Here is a 26,346-nt window from a genome sequence, read left to right as displayed (position 1 = left end):
ACACGGCCCCGTGCCGTTTCGGGCCTCGGGGCCGTCGCGCCCTGTCTACGCCGGAGCCATCAGCAGCGGCCGCGCCCGCTCCCGCAGCTCCACCACGCGCGGTTCGTCGCCGTAGGGCTCCAGCCGGTGCAGCAGGTCCTTCACGTACTCGGTGGTGCGCGCGGAGGAGATGCGTCCCGCGACCTCCACCGCTCGTACGCCCTGCTCGCACGCCGCGTCCAGATTGCCCGATTCCAGCTCGGCGACCGCCGACACCACCAGGCGCAGCCCGTGCGAGCGTACGAACTCCTCCGTCGGCTTCGACAGCGCCTGTTCGGTGAAGCGGCGCACCTGGCGCGGCGCCTTCAGGTCGCGGTAGCACTCGGCGGCGTCGGCCGCGAAGCGGTCGTACGAGTAGAAGCCGAGCCAGGACGGGTCGTGGTCGCCGTCGCGGGCCCGCTCCAGCCAGCCCTCGGCCGCCTTCAGCGCCGCGCCGGCCGCCTGGGCGTCACCCGCGCGCGCGTGGGCCCGGGCCTCGACGAGCCGGAAGAAGCTCATGGTGCGGGCCGTGGCGAGTCCGCGGTTGCGCTCCAGAGCGGCCTGGGCGAGGTCGACGCCCTCGTCCCCGAAGCCCCGGTAGGTCGCCTGGAGGGACATGGAGGCCAGGACATAGCCCCCGAGGGGCACGTCGGCGGCGGCCCGGGCCAGCCGCAGGGCCTGGATGTAGTAGCGCTGCGCGGCCTCCTGCTGGCCCGTGTCGAAGGCCATCCAGCCCGCGAGACGGGTGAGCTCGGCCGACGCGCCGAAGAGCGCTCTGCCGACCTCGTCGGAGTAGGAGCCGAGCAGCAGGGGTGCCGCCTCGACCCGCAGACACTCGGGCACCATGGACGAACGCCAGTCGCCACCTCCGTACTTGGAGTCCCAGCGCCTGGCGTCCTCGGCTGCCTCACGGAGCTTCAGCACATCGCTGTGGCCGACTTTCAGTGGTGCTCCGGAGCCCTCACCGGGGCTCACCTCGCGCGCCACCGAACTGTCGGCCGGGGTTATCAGCCAGCGTGAGGCGGGAGTCGCGTACGCGCTCACGGCGAAGGAGCCGGCCAGCGACTGCCAGATGCCACCCCCGCCGGCCCGGCGTCCGGCGAGGTCGAGGCGGTACAGCTCCGTCGCCGACCGCACCGCCTGCCCGACGTCACGGGGGAAGGCGAGGCCCACTTCCGGCGCGGGATCCGCGTCCGCCAGGCCGATCTCGTGGAGCGGCACCGGACGGCCGAGCTTCTGGCCGATGGCGGCCGCGATGAGGTGCGGCGCGGCGCCCTGGGGCACCATGCCCTTCGACACCCAGCGCGCCACCGACGTCTTGTCGTAGCGAAGTGTCAACCCGCGTTGAGCGCCAAGGTCGTTGACGCGACGCGCGAGTCCTGCGTTGCTGATTCCCGCGAGGGCGAGAACGGCGCCGAGTTTTTCGTTCGGCCCGCGTTGCTCCCTGGACATGCGCCACCCCTCGACACAGACGGCTGCCGCACTGGCATAACCACGCGGCATTCGTAAACCCAGCGTAGTTCGCCCGATCCCCAGCGTTAAGGGGCGTAGGTCCGGTTGGCGGGATTGTGGTCCGTACGACTGTACGGACGGTGGTGACGTGCTCCCGTTGTGTGGCCGTGCGCCCGTCCGTGCGCTCTTCTCCGGCCATCGGGGGAGCGCTTCCATGGAACGTGCGTGGGTCGGCCCGCTGTACTGGATCCAGTGGGCTGGGGGACACCGCCGCCTACATCCCCGCGGGCGGCGGACCGGTCCGGGAGGCGAACTCCGCCTCCCGGACTGTGCGTTGCCGAAGCGGTGCGCAAGGCCTGTACGGAGCGTGTCCGCGCTTGTCCGTCCATCGCCGATTTGGCCGAAAATCGACGGTGGCCTCGAAGGGTGATCAGGGCTCTCACCATGCCAGTTGAGGGCGCGAAGGGCGTCCTGAGGGAGCGTAACGGGGGCGCATTCGCGTCGACCCGACGGGGGTCGGGTGGTGCGAGAGGGGCCCTCGCGGGGGTTGTCGATGTGCTGGTCGGGGCGTCGGACGGGCGCCGGCCCGGGGGCTCGCAGGGGTGCCCCTCGGGGTGCTCGCCGGGTCCACGGCTGCGGCGACGGGTGGTGGTGGGCGGCGGCGGGCGGCGCGCGGGCATTGCGCGGGGTGTCGGGGCCGCCCGAGGGGCCCGGTCGATCTCCTCGCGGGTCTCCTCGCGGGCCTCCTCGCGGTGCCTCCTCGCGGTGTCTCCTCGCGGTGTCGCGTCGTGCCGGATCGGATGCCGGCCCAGTGGCGGTCGCTTCGCTCCGGCAGGTGTCGGCTCAGGCGTCCGGTCGGCCGGCGAGTCGGGTATCGCGTCGGGTGCCGGGTGCCGGGTGCCGGGTGCCGGGTGCCGGGTGCCGGGTGCCGGGCGGAGGTCGGAGGGCGGTTCGGCGGCGGGCTGGTGGCGGCTCGGTGGTGACTCGGGGGGATTCCCGGGGGTGCTCGCTGCGGTTCCGGTTGTCTCAACAAGCCTTGCCCGAGGGGCATTTGTCCGTGGTGTGACCGCCTCACGTCGGCGCTGGCGTCCGCATGGGGGCGCACTTCGGGGAGCGCAAGCCGTCGCAGGGACCCTCCCACACGCTTCCTTCGTGGCAGCATGGTGCCGAGTTCGTACGGTGCACTGGTTGTCCACAGCCTGTGGAGGCGACGATGCGATGGTTGGTGGGGTGGAGCAGCACCGTCGCCAAAGCGTCCGAGATCGGCTCGGCGGGCGCCACGGGGAGCAACGGCGAGACCGTGCACCCGGTGGGCTCCCAACTCCTGTGGGGCGACCCCGATCCGCTGTGGGCCGTCGGCGACTGGCGCCCCGACGAGGTGCGCGTGTTCAAGGCCGACGCGCAGAACCGCATCGCGGTCCTCGGCACCTGCGGAGCCTCCGACGAAGAGCTGAAGGTCGGGTTGTTCGCCGCGCGCGGAGGCGCACTTCGCCACCTCACCAACTGGTCCGGCAGCTACACCGCGGTCGTCCAGGTCGGCCGCCGGGTGACCGTCTGCGGTGACCTCGCCGGCGCGCGGCCCGTGTTCTACACCCCTTGGGCGGGCGGCACGGCCTACGCGACCGCCGCGCTTCCCCTCGCCGACCTCATCGAGGCCAACCTCGACTTCGGGCACCTGGCCGCGATGCTCGCCGCCCCCGACGTACCGGCCGCGGTGCACGACTCCACCCCGTACGAAGGCGTGCGCCGCATTCCGCCGGGCCACACACTCATCCTGCGCGCCGGGGCCCGAGAGATCGCCGGGTACGAGCCCGTCGCCTCCCTCGCCGTCGCCGCGCCCATCGCCGATCCGGCGATCGCCGTGGACGCCGTGCGGGACGCCCTCGTGGAAGCCGTCCGCGCCCGCCTCTCCGCGCCGCGCCATGTGCCGGGCATCGATGTGGACCCCGGTCCCGTGCCCGGCATGGGACCCGCCGAGCGGCGCGCCGCGCGCGGGACGCCGGTGCCCGGCATCGGAGCCGACCTCTCCGGAGGGCCCGCCTCGGGGACCCTCGCGCTCCTCGCCGCCGGACTTCCCGGGGCGCCCGGCACGGTCCTCGGACACGGCACGGGAGCCGGGGAACGGCTCCTGGCGGTGACCTTCAACGACCTCGCCGTGCGGGGGCGCGAGGCCGAGCTCGAGCGGGCCGGGACGCTGGCCGCCAATCCCCGGCTGCACCATGTGGTCGTCGCCGGGGGCGAAGAGACCCTTCCCTACGCCGACTTGGAGGGGCCGCTGACCGACGAGCCGGGGCCGTCCCTGGTGACGGCGGCGCGGCACCGCGCGCGGCTCGCCTCCGGCAGCGCGGACCACTTCACGGGCTATGGCGCGCGGCAGGTGCTGGACGCCCATCCGGCCCGGCTCGCCGACCTGCTCATGGACCGCAAGCGGCGCCATCTGGTGCGGCCCGTCGCCGCGTTGGCGAAGGCCGACGGCTCGGTGATGGTCCCGGCGCGCGTGTACGGCGCGGCGCGCAAGCTCGCCCGTACGCCGTACCGCGCCGGAGTCGACGGCCTCGCCGACCGCTTGCTGCACCGGCGGTTCGAGGAGCCCGGAGGTGCGGTGGGGGCGTCGCTGGCGGCGCTCAGCTGGGCCAGACCCGGGCCCGCCGCGCGGTGGCTGACCGGGGAGGCGCTGGCTGAAGTATCGGTTCGCCTCCAGGCGGGCGGGGGGCGGCTGAACGTCGGTCCCGGGCAGCGGCCGGGAGACTTCCGCGCGCGCGCCGCGCTGGCCCGCCACGCGGCGGACGTACGCGTCCTCGAGCAGGCCGCCGAGATCCGCTTCCAGCGGCTGCACACGCCGTTCCTGGACAACCAGGTCGTCCGGGCGTGCCGGGAGCTGCCGGAGGCGCTACGGGTGCAGCCGGGGGCGCGGGCGGCAATTCTGCGTACGGTGCTGGAGGGGGCCGGAGTGGCCGATCTGCCCCCCGGGTGGGGGGCTCCGTCCCACGCGTCGTCCGCGGCGGCGGCCCGTACGGGGTTGCGGGTGGCGGCCGATTCGCTCGTCTCCCTGTTCGACACGCCGTTGCTCGCGCAGGCCGGGCTGGTCGAGGCGCGAGTCGTCCGTAAGGCGCTGCGCGCGGCGGCGGAGGGGGCGGCGCTGCCCCTCGACGGGCTGGCCGATCTCGTCTCGCTCGAACTGTGGCTGCGGCGGTTGCTGGCCCGGCGCGGGACGTGCTGGACGGGGACACCGGCGCGGCAGCGGGCCGTTCCGGCGGGGATCGTTCCGCAGGGGCGGGCGTTGGGGGCCGGGGCGGCGGCTCGACAGGGCTGAACTTCGCCTCCGGGGGCTGATCTTGCGTGGCGGTCCGGTGGGTGGGTCGGGGCCGTGCCGGTACATCCCAGTCCGTCGCCGTTGGATCAGACGTGAGTGCATGAGGGAGCCGCTGCTCGATCCGGACGTAAGCGACGGACATTTGGGATGTACCGGCACGGCCCCTCCCGTGTGCTGCCGACTGCGGGCGGTCCGTGGCTTGGGGGTCGCCCCACCGGCGCAGTTTCTTTGGCTGCGGGCGCGATTCCGCTTTCCACGCCGGCCGCGGGGGATTCCTTCCGGCTCCGGGGCAAATTTCAGCCCCTCCGGGGGTCGGCAATTTCAGCCCCTCCGGCGTTTGAGGAGCGGGGTCTGGGGCGGAGCCCCAGGTACGGGACGGGTAGGGGCGGAGGGGGCGAAAGAAGGTTGTTGCCGGGCCTCCGTGCCGGGGGACTTGGGGGAAATCGGTGGAGGCGCAGGCGGGCTTGCCGGGGCGAAGCGGTGACCTGGGGTGGGGCGGCGGTGAGAATGGGGGTGTGCGGTACAGGATTCTGGGGGTTGCCCAGGTGGAGAACGACCGGGGGGCCCTGGTCACTGTGGGCGGCCCCCGGGTACGCGCGCTGCTCACAGCCCTGGCCCGCCACCCCACCCGCACCACCGCCCCGGACACCCTGATCGACGAGGTGTGGGCGCACGACCCTCCCCAGGACGCCCCGGCCGCGCTGCAGGCCCTGGTCGGCCGCCTCCGCCGGGCCATCGGCAAGGACGCGGTCACCTCGGAGGTCGGCGGCTACCGGCTCCGCGCCGCCAAGGACGACGTGGACCTGTTCGTGTTCGAGCGGCTCGTCGCGGAGGGCAGGTCCGCGCTCGACCGCGGCGACGCCCCCACCGCAGCCACCCGCCTGCGCGAAGCCCTCGCCCTGTGGCGCGGCCCCGCCCTCGCGGACCTCCCCGACCGCACCGCCGCGACCCGTCCAGAGGCCCTGCGACGGGAGGCGACGCGCAGCCGCGCCGAGGCGGACCTGAGACTCGGCCGCGCCTGTGACCTCGTACCGGAGTTGACGGAGCTGACGGCGGCCCACCCGTACGACGAGGCGCTGCACGTTCTGCTCATCCGCGCCCTGCGTGAGGCCGGGCGTGGTGCCGACGCGCTGGCCGCGTACGAGGACGTGCGCCGTGGGCTGCAGGACGGGCTCGGGGCGGATCCCGGGCCGGAACTCCGGGCCCTGCACGCCGCGTTGCTGGACCCGCGGGACCCGCACGGCCCGCAGGAACCCCAAGCCCGCACGGGCGGCACCGCGGTGTCCGGTCCGGCGCTCGGCCGCAACCCCGCGGAACCCTCCCGCGCCCAGCGAACGGGCAACATTCGTCCCCGTCTGAACTCTTTCGTGGGGCGGGAACGCGAGCTTGGGGCCATCCGTTCGGATGTGCAGAGGGCACGCCTGGTCACGCTGACCGGACCAGGTGGTTCGGGGAAGACCCGCCTCGCCGAGGAAGCCGCCGCCGGGCTTCCGCAGGCGTGGCCGGTCGAGCTGGCCCCGCTCGACCGGCCCGAGGCGGTCCCGGGTGCGGTGGTCAGCGCCCTCGGTCTGCGCGAGACCGTGCTGATCACCAACGAGATGGCGGTTCCGCAGGACGACCCGGTCGCCCTGCTCGTCGAGTACTGCGCCCCGCGCAGCCAGCTCCTGATCCTTGACAACTGCGAGCATGTCATCGGCGCGGCCGCCGAACTCGCCGAGACGCTGCTGACCCGCTGCCCGGGGCTCACGATCCTCGCCACCAGTCGCGAACCCCTCGGCGTCCCCGGCGAGTTGGTGCGTCCGGTCGAGCCCCTCCTGCCCGATTCCGCGCACCGCCTCTTCATGGAACGGGCCTCGGTCGTGCGACCCGACGCCGGCACCGCACCCCACGAGTCCGACGCCGTGGACGAGATCTGCCGACGGCTCGACGGCCTGCCCCTGGCCATCGAGCTCGCCGCCGCCCGGTTGCGACTGCTCACTCCGCGCCAGATCGCCGACCGGCTCGACGACCGCTTCCGGCTGCTCACTTCCGGAAGCCGCACGGTGCTGCCCCGCCAGCAGACCCTGCGCGCCGTCGTCGACTGGTCCTGGGACCTGCTCGACGAGCAGGAACGGACCGTACTGCGCGAGGCGTCGGTGTTCGCGGGCGGCTGGGACCTGGCGGCCGCGGAGGCCGTGTGCACGGGGCCCGCGGCCGACCTCATCGGCGCGCTCGTCGACAAGTCCCTCGTCGTCGCCACCCCGGACGGGATGGCTGGCATGGACGGCATGGACGGCATGGAGGGCAGGGGTGGTGGCGACCGGACTGGTCGCTTGGACGGTGCGGACCGTGATCGCCACGGCGGTGAGCATGGCGGTGAATACGGCGGGCGTGATCTCCGGGGCGGCGGAGGAGCCGACGGGGGCGGTGGCGCCGGGAGTTCGGGGAGCGGTGCGGGTGGTGTCGGTGGGGGGATGCGCTATCGCATGCTGGAGACCATCCACGAGTACGCCACCGAGCGCGCCGCCGAGGTTCCGGAGCTGCGTGCCGCTGCCGAGCGGCGTCACGGCGCGTGGGTGCGCGCCCTCGTGGAGGAGGCCGAGCCCCAGTTGCGCTCGGCCGCTCAACTCCCCTGGATCCGGCACCTGGAGGCCGAGCTCGACAACATCCGGGCGGCCCTCCACCGCGCGATCGTCGCCCGTGACGAGGAAGGGGCGGGTGCTCTCGTCCTCGCCATGGGCTGGTTCTGGTGGCTGCGCAACTTCCGTCGCGAGGGCACGGATTGGACGGAACTCGCTCTGCGGCTGGGCGCGTTGCTCGACACCTCGACCAGCGGCCTCAGGGGGACCGCGGGCCTGACGGCGACCGGCGGTGACGCGGGCGGCGGCCGTCACGGTGGCAGCGGCCGGCCCGACACGGCCGGTATCGCGGTGCCCGTCGCCGACGCGGGGAGTCCGGCCGGTGACGGCCTCTTCCCCGAGCTCGCGGGCGTCGATCCGGTCGCCCTCTTCCTCGATCGCCCCGAGCGGGACGAGCGGCATCCGCTGCACGCCATGCGGATGCGGCTGCGCATGTTCCACCTGTTCATGAAGGTGGATGTCGTGCCGCTGGACGAGTGGGGGGAGGGACGGCTGCCGGAGTACGTCGCGCGGGTGCGGGCCGCGTTCGAGAAGGGCGGTCCGGACGCCGCGCGGATGCCGGGGATCGTCTGGCCGCTGGCCGCGCACTTCCTGGGCGCCGTGGGCGACGTGCAGCCCGCGATGGACGAGGCGGTCGCCAACTGCCGTGAGTACGGCGGGGAATGGGAGATCGGCGTCGCCCTGATGCTCCGTACGCACATGGTCGTCGACGCCCCGGGCGGCATGCCCGGGGTGGACGAGGACCTGGAGGAACTGCGCGGGATCAGCCGGCGGGTGGGCGACCGCTGGATGCGGGCCCAGGTGTGCAGCGCGGCCGGAGAGGCGGCGATGGCGCGCAGCCGGTTCGACGAGGCGGAGGGCGAGTACGCGGAGGCGCTGCGGCTCGCCTATGAGGTGAGGGCGTACGCGGAGGTGCCCTTCCTGATGGCGCGGCTGGCCGAGATCGCCTACCGCGCGGGAGACCGGACCGGGGCCCTGGCCACCCTGGACGAGGCGAGCGCCGCCGCCGACCTGTACGGGGTGATGGACTCCCGGGCGTTCGTCCTTCTGCTGCGTGCCCAAGTGGTCCTGGACGACGGGGAGGTCGGCCTCGCGCGCGAGCTGTTCGAGAGGGCGCGTGAGGAGAGTGCCCGGGGTACTCCGCCGCCGCAGTTCATCGCGGCACTGAACTGGGTCGACGCCCTTGTCACGGCCGCCGAGTCCGGCCCGGTGCGGGGCCTGCGGAAGCTGAACACCGCCGTGCGGGAGGCGGTGGACGACCGGTGCGCCGATGTGGTGGCGGCGGGTCTCGTCGAAGTCGCGGCCCGTCTCCTCACCGAGTTGGAGGCGCACCCGGTGGCGACCCGGCTGCTGGCCGCCGGCACCCGCTGGCGCGGAGGAGATCCGCGTCCTCCGCGGGAGAGCACCGATGCCGGGCGGACCGAAGCCGCGGCCCTCGCGGCGCTCGGCCCCGCCCGTTACGAGTCCGAGCGCGTCCGGGGTTCCGGCTACGGCAAGGAAGAGGCCCTGAGCGATCTGGCAGAGGCGCTCGAGGAGTACGCCGTCGAGTAGGCGCCGGCGTTCACCGGCACAGGAACTTCGACTCCGCCCAGTCCCCGAGCGCAGCCGAGCCGAACGGCGTGCGGGGTTCGACGACGAGCCGGATCGTCCGGTGGCCGGTGAGGTTCACATGGGCGGGGACCGGCCGGTCCCCGCCCGCGATCAGCGGTGACTGCCACAGGGGGGATCCGTCCGCGTAGACGGAGAACCGCATCCTGCCCAGGCCCAGCGTGAGGTCGTCGACGCCGACCATCGCGTCGTACGCGCTGCAACTGCGGTTGAGGTCGATGGTCACGGAGGACTGGCCGTGGACGGTCACGCCGTCCGCGTACCGGGAGTCCGCGATCTTCATCTCGTTGCGCTGCCAGACCCAGCTGCTCTCGCCCAGCCGCATCTCCGGCTCGGTGTGGTCGCCGCTGACGTCGTACTCCAGCTCGCTCCACCGGTAGACGGACACGGCGGGCGCGGGAGGCGTCGGGGCCGGCGGTGGCTTCGGCTCGGCCCTGGAAGGGGTGGGCTTCGGGGCCGGTGTCGGGGTCGGAGCCGGTTTCGGCGGGGAGGGCGGGTTCGGAGTCGCCCTGGGCGTCGGCTTCGGGGTGGGCTTCGGTGCTGTCGAGGGGGGTGGGGTGGGTGTCGGCCTGTGGACCACCACCGGCGGATTCGGCGCGGGCTCCTTCTTGGGCGGCTTCGGCACCGGCGCTTCGACGGCCGGTGAGGCGGCCGGTCCGGCCTCGGGGTGCCGGGCGGGGCTGTCGTTGCCGGCCAGGGCGAGTGCCACGGCCGCCGCGGCCACGGCGACCACACCCGCCGCGATACCGGCCTTGACCGGTGCGCCGATTCCCTCGGAGACCGCGGCGCCGCCTCCGGCGCTCGCCCCTCCCGCGCCGCCGCCCGCCGCGGCTGCGGCGCCCGCGGCTCCGGCCGCGCCCGCTCCGGCGCCACCGGCGACGAGCGCGAGGGCCTTCGCATAGCCGGCGGCCCCGAACCAGCCGATGACCGCGACCGGCACGACCGCGGGGATCCCGCCGGCGACTTCCTTGATCTGCCCTGCGGCCAGGCGGCACCTGGCGCATTCGTCCAGGTGCTTGCGCAGCCCCCGTTCGGCCCGGGTGCGCAGGCCGCCGCGAGCGTGGGCGCCGAGCCGGTCGGCGTAGCGCGCGCACTCCTCGTCCATGGTGAGCGTGGTGCTGACGTGCGCCTGGAGATAGGCCTGTTTGAGGCCCTCGCGGGCGCGACTGGCGAGCACACCGGTGCCGTTGGCGTCGAGGCCGAAGAGCGTGGCCACCTCGCTCGGGGACTCGTCCTCGACCTCGGTGTGCCACAGGACCGCCTGCCAGCGCTCCGGCAGCGAGCGGAAGGCCCGCATGGCCATGGACTGTTCGGCCTCGTGCATCGCCCGCACGTCCGCGCCGAGGTCGAGGGTGTCGTCGTCGGAGATCTCGGAGCCGCGGGCGGCCTGTGCGGCGAACACCGCGAAATCGTCGACCAGTTGTTCCCGCTTGGCCGTCTTCGTCCAGTTCGCGGCGACCCGGCGGACAGTGGTGAGGAGATACGCGCGCACGGCGTGCTCGGGGCCGCTGCCGCCACGTACGGCCTGGAGCATGCGGGCGAAGACCTCGGCCGTGAGGTCGTCGGCGGTGTGGGAGTCGCGGCAGCAGGTGCGGGCATAGCGCCGGACGGCTTCGGCGTGCCGGCGGTACAGCTCCTCGTACGCCGTGTCGTCGCCCGCGCGCATCCGCGCGATCAGACCGGCGTCCGGGGGCGGCAGATCCACCGGGGACGGCAGATCCACCGGGGGCGGCAGAACGCTGCCGTCACGCCGGTCGAACCGGTCGCGCTGCGAAGGCACGCCGGGGTCGGCCGCGTCGGCGTTCGAGGAGGGATCGGTGCGTCCGAAAGTGCGCGCGTCACCGGGCAGGGTGCCCGGCTCAGGGACGTTCGGGCCTCCGCTGCGCGGGCCGCTGCCGTGGGGGCCGACACTGTGCGGGCCGACACTGTGCGGGCCGCCCTGGCTCGGCACCTGTCGCGACGGTGAGCCGCCGGTTTCCGTGCCACCGTCGGGACCACCGTCACCGGGTGACTCGTCCCGCCCGTCAAAGCTCATCGCGGAAAGCCCCCGCCTGCACACTCGGACCGAATACCGGGACAGAGTGCCACAGGCTCCCCGAGCGGGACCTCCTCGTCCGGACCAACCACTCGTCCGAGGGGATTTATCGCGCGGGAGTACTAACCATCACCTGTTCGGGGAATGGTCAACGACTTTCTTGTGCCCGGGGGTTGCCGTTCTGTGCCGGAATGACGGGATGCCGAAGTGGCGGCATGCCGAGGCGACAGGAGGCCGAAGTGACGGGATGACCGCTGGTCGGTATGACGACCGAGGTCCCCGGTGCGCGAGTGACAGCGCACTCGCGCCCGGGAACACCCTCGTGCTCGGCAACAACCCCGCGACCGGGACGCATCCGCGTCGAAGTGGCCTCCGGACGGTTCAGGCCGGACGCGAGCGCAGGCCCTCCAGCAGGATGTCCAGGAGCCGCGCCGAGGCCGCCGCCTGCTGGGCCGCGTCCGGCAGCGAGGGTGCCGCCGTCGCGATGACCAGCAGCACGTCCGCCACGGTGACATCGGCGCGCAGCTCGCCCGCCGCGCGGGCCCGGTCCACCAGCCGGCCGACCACTTCGAGCAGTGCCGCCGCGCCGGCGTCGTCCACCGCCGCGATCACCTGCTCGTCCTCGCGCGCGGGCCGCTGCTCCACGAGCCGCAGCTCGGGCGCGAGCTGGGACCGCTGCTGCGGCACCCGTGCCCCGTCCGTCTCGGCTCCGTCCTCCGCGACGCCGACCCGCAGCACCTGCGGCGGCAGCAGCCGTCCGGCACCCGAGGCCACCGACGTCCGCAGGAAGCGCGAGAGCGCCGACCACGGTTCGTCCTCCTGGCCGAGCGCGGCGCGCGCCTGGTCGGTCAGCCGGGAAGTCTCCTCCTCGGCTATCCGGCGCACCAGGACGTCCTTGCTCGGGAAGCGCCGGTACACCGTGCCGACGCCGACCCTCGCGCGCCGTGCGACGTCTTCCATCGGCGCGCCGTATCCCAGCTCGCCGAAGACCTCGCGCGCCGCGCGCAGTACGTGTTCCAGATTGCGCTGTGCGTCCACGCGCAACGGCGTCGTGCGCGATCCGTCAGCCGGACCACGGCCGTTGCCGCCCGTCGCCGCGCCGATCGCACCACCAGGTGCGATGGCGGACGCGGAAGACCAATGAGAGTCCTGAATGTGCATAAGCGTTCCCCCGGTAATGACGTCTCCCCCCGGAGACTCTCCCCGCCATTGATGGCCGGAGCGTGTGGAACAAGCTTGTGCACGAGCCCGTCGTACGGACTCGCCGAGCGCATCCCCCTACACCCCGTCGTCACACGAACATAGTTGAGAGGGGGTCAATTCAGAAGGGGCAGGTTCCGCACGGAGCGCCCCCCGATCGGAGTACGGGCCGGTTACGTCCCGGTTGCGCCCCCTCCGAGTACCCCCCTCGCCCACCCTGACCTGCGCTTTCTCTCTGGACTCAGGCAAATCGGCCAACCGTGCACGTTGTCGGCGAGCGGTCACACAAATTGCTGGGGCTGTGGACAAACTCCGGACAGGGGTGCGTCATGGGATGGTGAAGGAACGTGCGCGCATTCTCATTGTCGGCGGCGGCTACGTCGGGATGTACACCGCTCTGCGCCTCCAGCGGCAGTTGAAGCCCGAACTGAAGAGGGGCGAGGTCGAGATCACGATCGTCTCGCCCGACCCTTATATGACGTATCAGCCGTTCCTTCCCGAAGCCGCCGCGGGCTTGATCTCGCCGCGTCACGTGGTCGTTCCGCTGCGCCGGGTCCTCGGCCAGTGCCGGATCATCATCGGTGAGGTCCGGTCGATCGACCACGCCAAGCGCACGGCGACGCTCACCACGCTCGCCACCGAGGAGGAGGGCGCGGGCGCGGAACAGATCACGTACGACGAACTCGTGCTCGCCCCCGGCTCGATCGCGCGCACCCTGCCGATCCCCGGACTCGCCGAGTACGCCATCGGCTTCAAGACGGTCGAGGAAGCCATCGGCCTGCGCAATCACGTCATCGAGCAGATGGACATCGCCTCCTCCACCCGCGACCCCGCGATCCGCGACGCCGCCCTGACCTTCGTCTTCGTAGGCGGCGGCTACGCCGGTGTAGAGGCGCTCGGCGAGCTCGAGGACATGGCCCGCTACGCCGCGCGGTACTACCACAACGTCAAGCCCGAGGACATGAAGTGGATCCTCGTCGAGGCCTCGGACCGGATCCTGCCCGAGGTCGGCGAGGAGATGGGCCGGCACACGGTCAGCCAGCTCCGCCGCCGCAACATCGACGTACGCCTGGAGACCCGCCTCAACAGCTGCGCGGACCGGGTCGCGGTCCTCAGTGACGGCGCGCGCTTCCCGACGCGCACCGTCGTCTGGACGGCCGGCGTGAAACCGCACCCGATCCTCGCCGCGACCGACCTCCCCCTGAACGAGCGCGGCCGGCTCAAGTGCACCCCCCAGCTCGCCGTCGACGGCGCCCCGCACGCGTGGGCCGCCGGAGACGCCGCCGCCGTTCCCGACGTGACCGCGGAGCCCGGCAAGGAGACCGCGCCCAACGCCCAGCACGCCGTCCGCCAGGCGAAGGTCCTCGGTGACAACCTCGCGCACACCCTGCGCGGCGAACCCCTGGAGACGTACTCCCACAAGTACGTCGGTTCCGTCGCGTCCCTGGGACTGCACAAGGGAGTCGCACACGTCTACGGGCGCAAGCTGAGGGGCTATCCTGCCTGGTTCATGCACCGCGTCTACCACCTCAGCAGGGTGCCGACCTTCAACCGCAAGGCCCGTGTACTCGCCGAATGGACCCTGGCGGGTCTCTTCAAGCGGGAGATCGTGTCCCTCGGTTCACTCGAACACCCCCGTGCGGAGTTCGAACTGGCGGCCGGGGGAAAGCCTCCTACCGACCCGAAGGGGTCGTCCTGACCGGACCGCGGAACTCCACGGGCAGGGACGGCGTCTGAAGGATGTCGGCCCGGTCGGTCAGACTGCCAGACAGGTCCACGACTTTGGGCGGGTGAACCGCTCGCCCTTCTAACACGAGGCTTTCCCCACTGTGAACTTCACGCGCTGGAGCGCCCGGCTCCCCGGAACGCAGCGCCGCGCCGCAGCGCGGACCGAGCACACGGCCGCGCACAGGGCCGCCCCGGACCGGCGCGGGGAAGGCTCCGTGCCGGCCGCCCGCGTCGAGCAGCTGACCGACGACATGCCACCGGGACTCGCCGTCGACGAACTGCCGGTGCGCGCGGTCCTCGACCGCGTTCCCGCGCTCGTCGCGCTCGTGCACGGCCCCGAGCACCGCGTCTCCTACGTCAACGACGCCTACACGGCGGCCTTCGGTGCCCGCCCCGTCGGCGAGCCCGCGCGCGAGGCACTGCCGGAGCTGGACGAACTCGGCCTGCTGCCGCTCCTCGACCAGGTCCTGCGCAGCGCCAAGCCCCGCACCGTCAAGTCCCGAAAGGTGTCGACCGGCCGCTCCTACACGTTCACGTGCACCCCCGTCGACACCTCTCCGGAGGACCACGGCCGCGGCGTACTCGTCTTCGCCACCGACGTCACCGATCACGCGGAGGCCGCCGAGCGGCTGCGCGCCAGCGAGCGCCGCCAGCGCGAGACCGCCGTCACCCTCCAGCGCTCCCTGCTCCCGCAGGAGTTGGAGGAGCCCGACGACCTGCGCATCGCCGCCACCTACCTGCCCGGCGGCACGGAGGCGGCGGTCGGCGGCGACTGGTACGACGTCATCACCCTCGGCGGCGGCCGCACCGCCCTCGTCATCGGCGACGTCATGGGCCGCGGGGTCCGGGCGGCGGCCGTCATGGGCCAGCTGCGCACCGCCGTCCGCGCCTACGCCCGTCTCGACCTGCCGCCGCACGAGGTCCTGCAGCTCCTCGACGGCCTCGCCATCGAGATCGACGCCAACCAGATCGCCACGTGCGTGTACGCCGTCCACGACCCGAACGAGGGCCGGCTGGTGTACGCCTCCGCCGGCCACCTGCCCATCCTCGTCCGCGACGAGAACGGCACCATCCACCGTGCCGACGAGCCGACCGGGCCGCCGCTCGGCACCGGCGGCTGGCTGCACGCCTCCGGCTCGGTGCCCCTCGGCCCCGGCTCCACCGCGGTCCTCTACACGGACGGTCTGGTCGAGCGCCGCGACGAGGACCTGGACGAGGGCATCGCGTCCCTGGAGCGCGCCCTGGCCGGGGCCACGGGCACCCCCCAGGTGATCTGCGACCGCCTGGTCCGCGCGGCCGGCGTCACCGCCGACCACGACGACGACGTCGCGGTCCTGGTTCTCCAGCACCCTTCCCGTACGGGTCCCGACGGCGAGCTCTTCCGCAACGCCGCGCTGGAACTGCTCGGTGGCGTGGAAGCGGCCCCCCGCGCGCGTGCCTTCGCCTCCGGCGTGCTGGCCAGCTGGCGGTTCCCGGCCGAACTGCACGACCTCGGCGTCCTCGCCGCCAGCGAACTCGTCGCCAACTCGCTCCAGCACGGCACCCCGCCGATGCGGCTGCGGCTGCGCCGTACCGACCGTCGCCTGATCATCGAGGTCACCGACGGAGACGACCACCTCCCGCGCCGCCGCCGCGCCGAACCCGCCGACGAAGCGGGCCGCGGCATCGCGATCGTGGCCACGATCGCCTCCGGCTGGGGCTCCCGCCGCACACCGGGCGGCGGCAAGGCGGTGTGGTGCGAGTTCGCGCTTCCGCGCGCGGGGAGCTGAATCGGGGCGCGTCCCGTACGCCCTTCTTCCGGCCGTACTCCGCGCGTCCTCTGGCCGACCGGGCCGCCCGGTGCTAAGAGCTCCCCATGGCAGACGAATCGGGCTTTCAGCTCAATGGAAGTGCTCCCGAACGCTACGAGCGGTACGCCGCGCCGTTCATGACGCCCTTCGTGGACGCGATCCTGGACGCGGTCGACCTGTTCCCCGGCGCCAAGGTGCTCGACCTGGCCTGCGGCACCGGCTTCGCGGCCCGCGCGGCGGCGGCCCGGGTCGGGCCCGCGGGACGGGTCTCGGGGGCGGACGTCAACCCGGGCATGATCAGGGTGGCCGGGGAGCACGCGCCCCGCATGTATCCGGACATCGAGTTCACCGTCGCTCCCGCGGACAAGCTCCCCTATGAGGACGCGGCCTTCGACGCGGTCGTCTGCCAGCAGGGCGTCCAGTTCTTCCCCGACCTGGACACCGCCTTCGCCGAGACGGCCCGCGTGACCCGCCCCGGCGGCCGCTTCGCCGCCACCGCCTGGGCCGCCCGGGAATCGATCCCGTATTTCGTCGCCCAGTACGAGGCCGTCGCGGAGTACGGCGGTCCCGAGGTCGCCGCGGACTACGAGGGAGCCTTCTCCGGCACCCCCGAGCGCCTCTCCGCCGCGTTGCGAGGCGCCGGCTTCCACGACGTCGCCGTCCGCCAGGTCGGCTTCGGCATCGCCTTCCCACCCCTCGCCGCGTACGCCCCCGGCCAGCTCTCGTCCACATCCTGGGGGCAGGCGATCGTCGACGCCGCGGGCGAGGACGCGCTCCTCCGCGCCGGCCGGGCCATGCAGACCCGCCTCGCCGACCGCACCGCCCCCGACGGCAGCGCGACGCTCCCCTTCACGGCCAACCTGCTGACCGGCGTCCGCTGAGACCCGCGACCCCGCACACGAAACGGCCGCCACCACGTCGCAACGTGATGGCGGCCGTCGTCCGTCCGTCCGCGTCCCGGGCCGGCCCGCGGGCCCGGCCGTCAGGCGCTCGCCGGCACCGGTTCCGCCGGAGCACCGCCCTGCGCGACCACCCGGCTCCTGGCGAGCGACGGCTGATTCTGTACGGGGGTGAGCTGCCGCCCGAGCCGCACGGCCAGGAAGGTGATCCCGAGCGAGAAGAGAAGGAACGTCGCGATGTACGGGCCGTGCAGTGACGCGCCCAGCGGACCGCCCACCGCGGGGCCGATCGCCAGCGCGAGCTGCTTCACCAGGGCGAAGGCGGAGTTGTACTGACCCGCCATGCCCGACGGCGCCAGATCGGCGACCAGCGGCGCGACCGTCGGCGAGAGCATCGCCTCACCGAGCCCGAAGAGCGCGTACGTCGAGACGAAGGCCGCCGTGGCCATGGTCTGACTGCCGTGCCCGAGGCCCGCGTACCCGGCCGCCACCCACGCGACGGCCCAGATGAGCCCGACCGCGGCGATCACCCGGGACCGCTTGCGGCGCTCGACGAACTTCAGCACCGCGAACTGCGCGACCACGATCATCGCCGTGTTCGCCGCCATCGCCGTGCCGAGCGCGGACGTGGAGATCCCGGCCGCCTCCACGCCGTACGCGGAAAGACCCGACTCGAACTGCCCGTAGCAGGCGAAGAACAGCACGAAGCCCAGCACGGACAGCTGCACCATGGCCCGGTTGCCGAGGAGCTGCTTCCAGCTGCCACCCCTGGCCTGCGGGGTGTTCCCGTCGATCCGCGGCGCGTGCGGCATCCGCACGGTCGCCATCAGCACGACCAGCACCAGGAACATCGCGGCCTCGATCGCGAACAGCAGCGTGAACGAGCTCGCCCGGTTCGGGTCGACGATGTGACCGCCGATGAGACCGCCGACACCAAGGCCCAGGTTCTGCAGGAAGAACTGCGTAGCGAAGGCGCGCGAGCGGGTGTCCGCCGTGGAGCAGTCCACGATCATCGTCGCGAGCGACGGCTGCATCACCGCCTGGCCGGCACCGAGCGCGGCCGCCGACAGGACCACGGTCGTCGCGCTGTTCGCCAGCCCGAGGCTCAGTGCCCCGAGCGCGGCGGTGACCAGGGCGGCGAGCAGGACCGGCAGCGGGCCGCGCCGGACGATCGCCCGCCCGGCGAACGGCAGCACGACGAGAGCGGCCACGGCGAAGACGGCGAGCACGACGCCCGCCGTCATGGAGCCGAGTCCCCGCACCTGCGCCACATAGACGTAGAGGAAGGGGACGGTAAAGCCGAGCCCGAACGCACTGAGTGCGTTGCCCACGTGGATCCGGCGCATCGCTGCGCCCATCGCCCTGGTCACTTTCACCTGCCTTGGTCGCGAAGCCGTGGCGGTCCGCCCGTGCCCGGCACCGTGTTCGCGACACGTTCCTCGTGCATGGATGCAGACCTGAAGACTTCGAAGCTAAAGTTTGAGCTTGAACTGTACACCTCGAAGGACTTCGACGCCAAGCCACGTCATGCGATACTCGGGCCATGGGCGACACCCCCGGCGTCAGTGAGCCGACACTCGAAGAACAGATCGCCGCCTACCAGCGCGAGTTCCAGGACCTCGACCCCCAGGTCGAGAAGATCGTCTCGGCGCTGTCCCGCCTGAACCGGCGGATGAACGTCGCCTACGGCCGCCAGACCGCCGCGCTCGGCATCAGCAACGCCGAGTGGGAGGTCCTGAAGGCGCTCGTCCTGGCCGGCGCCCCGTACCGCCTCGGCCCGAGCGAGCTCGCCAAGCGCCTCGGCCTCACTCCGGCCGCCATGACCCACCGCATCGACCGCATGGTCGCGGAGGGGCTGGTCACCCGGGAGCGCGACGAGTCCAACCGCGTGCGCGTGATCGTCGAGCTGACGGACGAGGGCCGCGAGAAGTGGCTCGAGGCGATGCGTCTCGCCACGGTCTTCGAGGAGGACCTGCTCCAGGACCTGTCCGCCGAGGACCGGAGTGTCCTGGGCGAGGTTCTGACCCGTCTTCTGCGACGAGTGGAGGACGCCCAGCCGGACGCCGGCGGGCGGCTCAGCGACCTCGATTAAAGATCTTGACAGGGGAGGTTGACACGGCCCTGGCGGATCCGTAAGGTTCTTCGAGTTGCCACGGGGCCGTAACGGTTCTGCGACAGCACCTCCGCCGCTGATGCGGCACTCAAACCACCAGCACGATCTCCCAACCGGGACGAATTCGGCGTGCCCGAATTCAATTCGATTTGGGCGCGGCGGCCCGATTAGGAACTGCCGAGAAGATCCGCTAAAGTTTGAGACGTCGGAACGGCCCAACAGCCGCGAAGACAAGCCCCGCTGACTGGGAGTCAGGCCCGAAAGGATCTGATAGAGTCGGACTCGCCGGAAAGGGAAACGCGGAAGCGGGAACCTGGAAAGCACCGAGGAAATCGGATACGGAAACGGTCTGATAGAGTCGGAAACGCAAGACCGAAGGGAAGCGCCCGGAGGAAAGCCCGAGAGGGTGAGTACAAAGGAAGCGTCCGTTCCTTGAGAACTCAACAGCGTGCCAAAAATCAACGCCAGATATGTTGATACCCCGTCTCCGGCCGATCGGTCGGGACGAGGTTCCTTTGAAAAAGTCCTGCCGGGCACTGCCTGGTAGGCGCATCAGCGAGGACGCTGTGAACGCCGGTCCTATTCCGACCGGTTGTTCCGCTCTCATGATGTTTCACCGGATTACCGGTAAACATTCACGGAGAGTTTGATCCTGGCTCAGGACGAACGCTGGCGGCGTGCTTAACACATGCAAGTCGAACGATGAAGCCCTTCGGGGTGGATTAGTGGCGAACGGGTGAGTAACACGTGGGCAATCTGCCCTTCACTCTGGGACAAGCCCTGGAAACGGGGTCTAATACCGGATAACACTCCTGCCTGCATGGGTGGGGGTTAAAAGCTCCGGCGGTGAAGGATGAGCCCGCGGCCTATCAGCTTGTTGGTGAGGTAGTGGCTCACCAAGGCGACGACGGGTAGCCGGCCTGAGAGGGCGACCGGCCACACTGGGACTGAGACACGGCCCAGACTCCTACGGGAGGCAGCAGTGGGGAATATTGCACAATGGGCGAAAGCCTGATGCAGCGACGCCGCGTGAGGGATGACGGCCTTCGGGTTGTAAACCTCTTTCAGCAGGGAAGAAGCGAAAGTGACGGTACCTGCAGAAGAAGCGCCGGCTAACTACGTGCCAGCAGCCGCGGTAATACGTAGGGCGCAAGCGTTGTCCGGAATTATTGGGCGTAAAGAGCTCGTAGGCGGCTTGTCACGTCGGTTGTGAAAGCCCGGGGCTTAACCCCGGGTCTGCAGTCGATACGGGCAGGCTAGAGTGTGGTAGGGGAGATCGGAATTCCTGGTGTAGCGGTGAAATGCGCAGATATCAGGAGGAACACCGGTGGCGAAGGCGGATCTCTGGGCCATTACTGACGCTGAGGAGCGAAAGCGTGGGGAGCGAACAGGATTAGATACCCTGGTAGTCCACGCCGTAAACGGTGGGAACTAGGTGTTGGCGACATTCCACGTCGTCGGTGCCGCAGCTAACGCATTAAGTTCCCCGCCTGGGGAGTACGGCCGCAAGGCTAAAACTCAAAGGAATTGACGGGGGCCCGCACAAGCAGCGGAGCATGTGGCTTAATTCGACGCAACGCGAAGAACCTTACCAAGGCTTGACATACACCGGAAAGCATTAGAGATAGTGCCCCCCTTGTGGTCGGTGTACAGGTGGTGCATGGCTGTCGTCAGCTCGTGTCGTGAGATGTTGGGTTAAGTCCCGCAACGAGCGCAACCCTTGTTCTGTGTTGCCAGCATGCCCTTCGGGGTGATGGGGACTCACAGGAGACTGCCGGGGTCAACTCGGAGGAAGGTGGGGACGACGTCAAGTCATCATGCCCCTTATGTCTTGGGCTGCACACGTGCTACAATGGCAGGTACAAAGAGCTGCGAAGCCGCGAGGCGGAGCGAATCTCAAAAAGCCTGTCTCAGTTCGGATTGGGGTCTGCAACTCGACCCCATGAAGTCGGAGTTGCTAGTAATCGCAGATCAGCATTGCTGCGGTGAATACGTTCCCGGGCCTTGTACACACCGCCCGTCACGTCACGAAAGTCGGTAACACCCGAAGCCGGTGGCCCAACCCCTTGTGGGAGGGAGCTGTCGAAGGTGGGACTGGCGATTGGGACGAAGTCGTAACAAGGTAGCCGTACCGGAAGGTGCGGCTGGATCACCTCCTTTCTAAGGAGCACTTCTTACCGATCCCTCCGGGGTGAGGTCAGAGGCCAGAACACCGGCGAATGTCCGGTGCTGGTTGCTCATGGGTGGAACGTTGATTATTCGGCACTCTCAGTCATCTCGGGCTGCAAGTACTGTTCTTCGGAGCGTGGAAAGCTGATCATGAGTGGCGAGGGTGTCGGGCACGCTGTTGGGTGTCTGAAGGTACGGCCGAATGTTGGCTGCCTTCAGTGCCGGCCCCAGTGCACTCGAACTACTGGTTCGGGGTGATGGGTGGTTGGTCGTTGTTTGAGAACTGCACAGTGGACGCGAGCATCTGTGGCCAAGTTTTTAAGGGCGCACGGTGGATGCCTTGGCACCAGGAACCGATGAAGGACGTGGGAGGCCACGATAGTCCCCGGGGAGCCGTCAACCAGGCTTTGATCCGGGGGTTTCCGAATGGGGAAACCCGGCAGTCGTCATGGGCTGTCACCCACTGCTGAACACATAGGCAGTGTGGAGGGAACGCGGGGAAGTGAAACATCTCAGTACCCGCAGGAAGAGAAAACAACCGTGATTCCGGGAGTAGTGGCGAGCGAAACCGGATGAGGCCAAACCTTGTATGTGTGAGACCCGGCAGGGGTTGCATGCAAGGGGTTGTGGGATCTCTCTTTCACAGTCTGCCGGCTGTGAGGCGAGTCAGAAACCGTTGATGTAGGCGAAGGACATGCGAAAGGTCCGGCGTAGAGGGTAAGACCCCCGTAGTCGAAACATCAACGGCTCGTTTGAGAGACACCCAAGTAGCACGGGGCCCGAGAAATCCCGTGTGAATCTGGCGGGACCACCCGCTAAGCCTAAATATTCCCTGGTGACCGATAGCGGATAGTACCGTGAGGGAATGGTGAAAAGTACCGCGGGAGCGGAGTGAAATAGTACCTGAAACCGTGTGCCTACAAGCCGTGGGAGCGTCGCGCATTGAGTTTACTCAATGCGTCGTGACTGCGTGCCTTTTGAAGAATGAGCCTGCGAGTTTGCGGTGCGTTGCGAGGTTAACCCGTGTGGGGAAGCCGTAGCGAAAGCGAGTCCGAATAGGGCGATTCAGTAGCGCGCTCAAGACCCGAAGCGGAGTGATCTAGCCATGGGCAGGTTGAAGCGGCTGTAAGAGGTCGTGGAGGACCGAACCCACCAGGGTTGAAAACCTGGGGGATGACCTGTGGTTAGGGGTGAAAGGCCAATCAAACTCCGTGATAGCTGGTTCTCCCCGAAATGCATTTAGGTGCAGCGTCGTGTGTTTCTTGCCGGAGGTAGAGCACTGGATAGGCGATGGGCCCTACCGGGTTACTGACCTTAGCCAAACTCCGAATGCCGGTAAGTGAGAGCGCGGCAGTGAGACTGTGGGGGATAAGCTCCATGGTCGAGAGGGAAACAGCCCAGAGCATCGACTAAGGCCCCTAAGCGTACGCTAAGTGGGAAAGGATGTGGAGTCGCACAGACAACCAGGAGGTTGGCTTAGAAGCAGCCACCCTTGAAAGAGTGCGTAATAGCTCACTGGTCTAGTGATTCCGCGCCGACAATGTAGCGGGGCTCAAGCGTACCGCCGAAGTCGTGTCATTGCAGCAATAGGGCCAACGCCCGCTGTGATGGGTAGGGGAGCGTCGTGTGCCGGGTGAAGCCGCGCCGGAAGGCAGTGGTGGACGGTTCACGAGTGAGAATGCAGGCATGAGTAGCGATACACACGTGAGAAACGTGTGCGCCGATTGACTAAGGGTTCCTGGGTCAAGCTGATCTGCCCAGGGTAAGTCGGGACCTAAGGCGAGGCCGACAGGCGTAGTCGATGGATAACCGGTTGATATTCCGGTACCCGCTGTGAAGCGTCAAACATTGAACCAGGCGATGCTAAGTCCGTGAAGCCGCCCCGGAGCCTTCGGGCAAAGGGGAGTGGTGGAGCCGACGGACCAGACCTGCAGTAGGTGAGTGATGGGGTGACGCAGGAAGGTAGTCCATCCCGGGCGGTGGTTGTCCCGGGGTAAGGGTGTAGGCCGTGTGATAGGCAAATCCGTCACACATCAAGGCTGAGACCTGATGCCGAGCCGATTGTGGTGAAGTGGATGATCCTATGCTGTCGAGAAAAGCCTCTAGCGAGTTTCATGGCGGCCCGTACCCTAAACCGACTCAGGTGGTCAGGTAGAGAATACCGAGGCGTTCGGGTGAACTATGGTTAAGGAACTCGGCAAAATGCCCCCGTAACTTCGGGAGAAGGGGGGCCATCACTGGTGATCCGATTTACTCGGTGAGCTGGGGGTGGCCGCAGAGACCAGCGAGAAGCGACTGTTTACTAAAAACACAGGTCCGTGCGAAGCCGTAAGGCGATGTATACGGACTGACGCCTGCCCGGTGCTGGAACGTTAAGGGGACCGGTTAGTCACTCTTCGGGGTGGCGAAGCTGAGAACTTAAGCGCCAGTAAACGGCGGTGGTAACTATAACCATCCTAAGGTAGCGAAATTCCTTGTCGGGTAAGTTCCGACCTGCACGAATGGCGTAACGACTTCTCGACTGTCTCAACCATAGGCCCGGTGAAATTGCACTACGAGTAAAGATGCTCGTTTCGCGCAGCAGGACGGAAAGACCCCGGGACCTTTACTACAGTTTGATATTGGTGTTCGGTTCGGCTTGTGTAGGATAGGTGGGAGACTGTGAAGTCATGGCGCCAGCCATGGTGGAGTCGCCGTTGAAATACCACTCTGGTCGTGCTGGATGTCTAACCTGGGTCCGTGATCCGGATCAGGGACAGTGTCTGATGGGTAGTTTAACTGGGGCGGTTGCCTCCTAAAGAGTAACGGAGGCGCCCAAAGGTTCCCTCAGCCTGGTTGGTAATCAGGTGTTGAGTGTAAGTGCACAAGGGAGCTTGACTGTGAGACCGACGGGTCGAGCAGGGACGAAAGTCGGGACTAGTGATCCGGCGGTGGCTTGTGGAAGCGCCGTCGCTCAACGGATAAAAGGTACCCCGGGGATAACAGGCTGATCTTCCCCAAGAGTCCATATCGACGGGATGGTTTGGCACCTCGATGTCGGCTCGTCGCATCCTGGGGCTGGAGTCGGTCCCAAGGGTTGGGCTGTTCGCCCATTAAAGCGGTACGCGAGCTGGGTTTAGAACGTCGTGAGACAGTTCGGTCCCTATCCGCTGTGCGCGTAGGAATATTGAGAAGGGCTGTCCCTAGTACGAGAGGACCGGGACGGACGAACCTCTGGTGTGCCAGTTGTCCTGCCAAGGGCATGGCTGGTTGGCTACGTTCGGGAGGGATAACCGCTGAAAGCATCTAAGCGGGAAGCCTGCTTCGAGATGAGTATTCCCACCCCCTTGAGGGGTTAAGGCTCCCAGTAGACGACTGGGTTGATAGGCCAGATCTGGAAGGCGGGCAACCGCTGGAGGTGACTGGTACTAATAGGCCGAGGGCTTGTCCTCAGTTGCTCGCGTCCACTGTGTTGGTTCTGAAACCACGAACAACCGTCGTAGCTATGCCACGGCTCCGGTTGACAGTTTCATAGTGTTTCGGTGGTCATAGCGTGAGGGAAACGCCCGGTTACATTCCGAACCCGGAAGCTAAGCCTCACAGCGCCGATGGTACTGCAGGGGGGACCCTGTGGGAGAGTAGGACGCCGCCGAACAATTTTTGAAGAAAACCCCCGTACCGGGAAACCGGTGACGGGGGTTTTCTGCGTTTGTGGTCCTTTTCCCGGGACCCCAAAGGGCACAGACGTAGAGATACAGGGGCACTCAGACGTAGAGAGATAAGGGCACTCAGGCTTAGGGATATGAGGGACCTCGAGGGCCCGGGCCGAGGTATGACGGACCCGAGGGCCGGGGTGCAGGGGGATGAGAAAGGGGGCGGTCTCCTCGTGGAGACCGCCCCCTTTCTCGTGGTGCGGTTACTTCAGGCGGGACGACGCGACGATCGAGACGATGTGGGCGGGTACGAGCAGCCACACGATCGCCGTCACCGCGACGGTCGCGATCCGCGTGGCTGTCAGGTCGCCGAGGGCCAGGTCGATGACCGCGGTGACGAGCAGCAGGATGGTGCACTCGATGCCGTTGACCAGGCGGTGGAGGCCGACGGCCGAGGCCAGCCGGCGGATCTGGGCGAGTCCGCTGGAGCGCGGGACGACGGACGCGTCGGTCGCCTTCTGCATGCCGCTGTCGGATCGGGCCACGTGGACGAGGTCGGAGGACGACTTCAGGAGCAGGACGCCGATGGCGGCGGCCAGGCCGGCCACCAGATAGAGGTCGAGGCCGAGTTGGGCGGCGCGGATGCCCATGCCGACCATCACGGCGGCGTCGGCGAGGTAGGCGCCGAGACGGTCCAGGTAGACGCCGAGCGGGCTGAACTGGCGCCGCCAGCGGGCCACTTCGCCGTCGACGCAGTCGAGCAGGAGGTACAGCTGCATGAAGAGGACGGAGAGTACGGCACCGCCGAGGCCCGGCAGGATCAGGGCGACTCCGGAGAGCACCCCCGCGAAGACCATGATCACGGTGATCTGGTTCGGCGAGATGCGGGTGTCGACGAGGTGGCGGGTCACACGGAGGGAGAGGGACCTCATGTAGAGGCGGCCCGCCCAGTGTTCGGCCCTGCTGTCCAGCTTGCCCGTGGGGTGAATGACGGTGCGGAGTTCCTCTAGTTGAACCTTGGGCATGCGGCGTTTCTCCCTGGCGAGCTGGCAGGTGACCGGATCGGTCGGCTGGCGATGTCGTACAGGGAAGAGCATGACGGGGGTCCGGGCGGCGGTGATCGGCAGGGTGGATATCGGGTGAGCCCGGCCGTACGCCCGTACTACGGTGATCCCCATGACCCAGATGATCCGTTCCATACGCCCCGACGAGTGGCGCCAGGTGAAGGAGCTGAGACTCGACGCCCTGCGGGACCCCGTCGCGCATCTCGCGTTCCTGGAAACGCATGAGGAGGCGGCGGCCAAGTCCGATGCCTTCTGGCAGGATCGGGCGGCCGGAGCGGCCGTCGGTGTCACGGAGCGGCAGCAGATCGTGGCCGTGGCCGAGGACGGGGTGTGGACCGGGTCCGTCACCGTGCTGGTCGAGAAGGCCGGGGAGCGGGATCCGTTCGGGAAGGTGACCGAGCTGGACCAGGGCCATCTGGTGGGGGTGTTCGTACGCCCCGAGTACCGGGGGAGCGAGGCCGGCGTGACCCGGGCGCTCTTCGAGGCCGCTCTCGCGTGGTCCTGGGGGATCGGGCTCGACCGTGTGCGGCTCTTCGTGCACGAGAAGAACGGCCGCGCCGAGGCGTTCTACCGCAAGGCGGGTTTCGTGCCCACCGGAGCGACCGTCCCGATGCCCGGGGACACCGGGGAGCTCGAGCTGGAGTTCGTGATCACTCGGGGGTAGGGCGGCCCGCGTGGACAGCGGCCGGCTCGGTCGGTCCGGGTGC

12 protein-coding genes and 3 rRNA genes are annotated in these 26,346 nt (G+C 69.3%); 10 read left to right on the top strand and 5 right to left on the bottom strand.

The window, feature by feature from the left end:
• Nucleotides 1-45: 45 nt before the first annotated feature.
• Complete coding sequence (locus tag OG788_RS22320) at nt 46-1,470, bottom strand: MFS transporter (protein ID WP_266760283.1); 1,425 nt, start codon at nt 1,468-1,470, stop codon at nt 46-48.
• 1,213 nt (nt 1,471-2,683) lie between these two features.
• Between OG788_RS22320 and OG788_RS22315 the strand changes: the two genes are divergently transcribed.
• Both OG788_RS22315 and OG788_RS22310 read left to right on the top strand, forming a co-directional pair.
• Complete coding sequence (locus OG788_RS22315; protein WP_406372992.1) at nt 2,684-4,783, top strand: asparagine synthase-related protein; 2,100 nt, start codon at nt 2,684-2,686, stop codon at nt 4,781-4,783.
• A 515-nt stretch (nt 4,784-5,298) separates the two neighbouring features.
• Nucleotides 5,299-8,952, top strand: a complete 3,654-nt coding sequence (locus OG788_RS22310; protein ID WP_406372991.1) for a BTAD domain-containing putative transcriptional regulator — start codon at nt 5,299-5,301, stop codon at nt 8,950-8,952.
• Between the two features lie 10 nt (nt 8,953-8,962).
• Here the strand turns inward: OG788_RS22310 and OG788_RS22305 are convergent, their stop codons facing one another.
• Together OG788_RS22305 and OG788_RS22300 are read right to left on the bottom strand one after the other, a co-directional pair.
• On the bottom strand, nt 8,963-11,044 hold the full coding sequence (locus OG788_RS22305; RefSeq protein WP_406372989.1) for a sigma-70 family RNA polymerase sigma factor: 2,082 nt from the start codon (nt 11,042-11,044) through the stop codon (nt 8,963-8,965).
• 381 nt (nt 11,045-11,425) lie between these two features.
• A complete protein-coding gene (locus tag OG788_RS22300) occupies nt 11,426-12,205 on the bottom strand; it encodes a helix-turn-helix domain-containing protein (RefSeq protein ID WP_356759356.1) in 780 nt (259 codons plus the stop codon).
• A gap of 373 nt (nt 12,206-12,578) precedes the next feature.
• Between OG788_RS22300 and OG788_RS22295 the strand changes: the two genes are divergently transcribed.
• From OG788_RS22295 to OG788_RS22285, 3 genes are all read left to right on the top strand, one after another.
• Entirely contained in the window at nt 12,579-13,943 is a 1,365-nt protein-coding gene (locus tag OG788_RS22295; protein ID WP_406372987.1) for an NAD(P)/FAD-dependent oxidoreductase, read from the top strand.
• A 130-nt stretch (nt 13,944-14,073) separates the two neighbouring features.
• Nucleotides 14,074-15,741, top strand: coding sequence for a SpoIIE family protein phosphatase (locus OG788_RS22290; protein ID WP_351556565.1), 1,668 nt, complete (start codon nt 14,074-14,076; stop codon nt 15,739-15,741).
• Nucleotides 15,742-15,827: 86 nt separating this feature from the next.
• Nucleotides 15,828-16,643, top strand: coding sequence for a class I SAM-dependent methyltransferase (locus tag OG788_RS22285; protein WP_406372985.1), 816 nt, complete (start codon nt 15,828-15,830; stop codon nt 16,641-16,643).
• A 101-nt stretch (nt 16,644-16,744) separates the two neighbouring features.
• On the opposite strand, the gene OG788_RS22280 is transcribed toward OG788_RS22285, so the two are convergent.
• Nucleotides 16,745-18,019: an MFS transporter gene (locus OG788_RS22280; RefSeq protein ID WP_406372984.1), complete on the bottom strand. Its 1,275-nt coding sequence runs from the start codon at nt 18,017-18,019 to the stop codon at nt 16,745-16,747.
• 185 nt (nt 18,020-18,204) lie between these two features.
• Here OG788_RS22280 and OG788_RS22275 point away from each other — a divergent pair, with 185 nt between their 5' ends.
• The 4 genes from OG788_RS22275 to rrf all read left to right on the top strand — a co-directional run bounded on the left by OG788_RS22275 (nt 18,205) and on the right by rrf (nt 24,577).
• Nucleotides 18,205-18,753, top strand: coding sequence for a MarR family winged helix-turn-helix transcriptional regulator (locus OG788_RS22275; protein WP_266760269.1), 549 nt, complete (start codon nt 18,205-18,207; stop codon nt 18,751-18,753).
• Between the two features lie 655 nt (nt 18,754-19,408).
• Nucleotides 19,409-20,934, top strand: a 16S ribosomal RNA gene (locus OG788_RS22270).
• Nucleotides 20,935-21,251: 317 nt separating this feature from the next.
• Nucleotides 21,252-24,374: ribosomal RNA gene (locus OG788_RS22265) — 23S ribosomal RNA — on the top strand.
• Nucleotides 24,375-24,460: 86 nt separating this feature from the next.
• A 5S ribosomal RNA gene (gene rrf / locus OG788_RS22260) occupies nt 24,461-24,577 on the top strand.
• Together the 16S, 23S and 5S rRNA genes form the textbook arrangement of a ribosomal RNA operon.
• A gap of 261 nt (nt 24,578-24,838) precedes the next feature.
• Here the strand turns inward: rrf and OG788_RS22255 are convergent.
• A complete protein-coding gene (locus OG788_RS22255; protein ID WP_406372982.1) occupies nt 24,839-25,753 on the bottom strand; it encodes a CDP-alcohol phosphatidyltransferase family protein in 915 nt (304 codons plus the stop codon).
• On the opposite strand from OG788_RS22255, the gene OG788_RS22250 reads away from it, so the two are divergent.
• Nucleotides 25,752-26,303 carry a GNAT family N-acetyltransferase gene (locus tag OG788_RS22250; RefSeq protein WP_406372980.1) on the top strand — a complete coding sequence of 184 codons (552 nt, stop codon included), beginning with the start codon at nt 25,752-25,754 and terminating at the stop codon, nt 26,301-26,303. The genes OG788_RS22255 and OG788_RS22250 overlap by 2 nt on opposite strands.
• Nucleotides 26,304-26,346 lie beyond the last annotated feature (43 nt).

Source organism: Streptomyces sp. NBC_00647, from assembly GCF_045207245.1.
Taxonomy (GTDB): domain Bacteria; phylum Actinomycetota; class Actinomycetes; order Streptomycetales; family Streptomycetaceae; genus Streptomyces.
The sequence above is the reverse complement of the archived record's forward strand: the minus strand, read 5'-3'. Positions and strand labels throughout refer to the sequence as shown.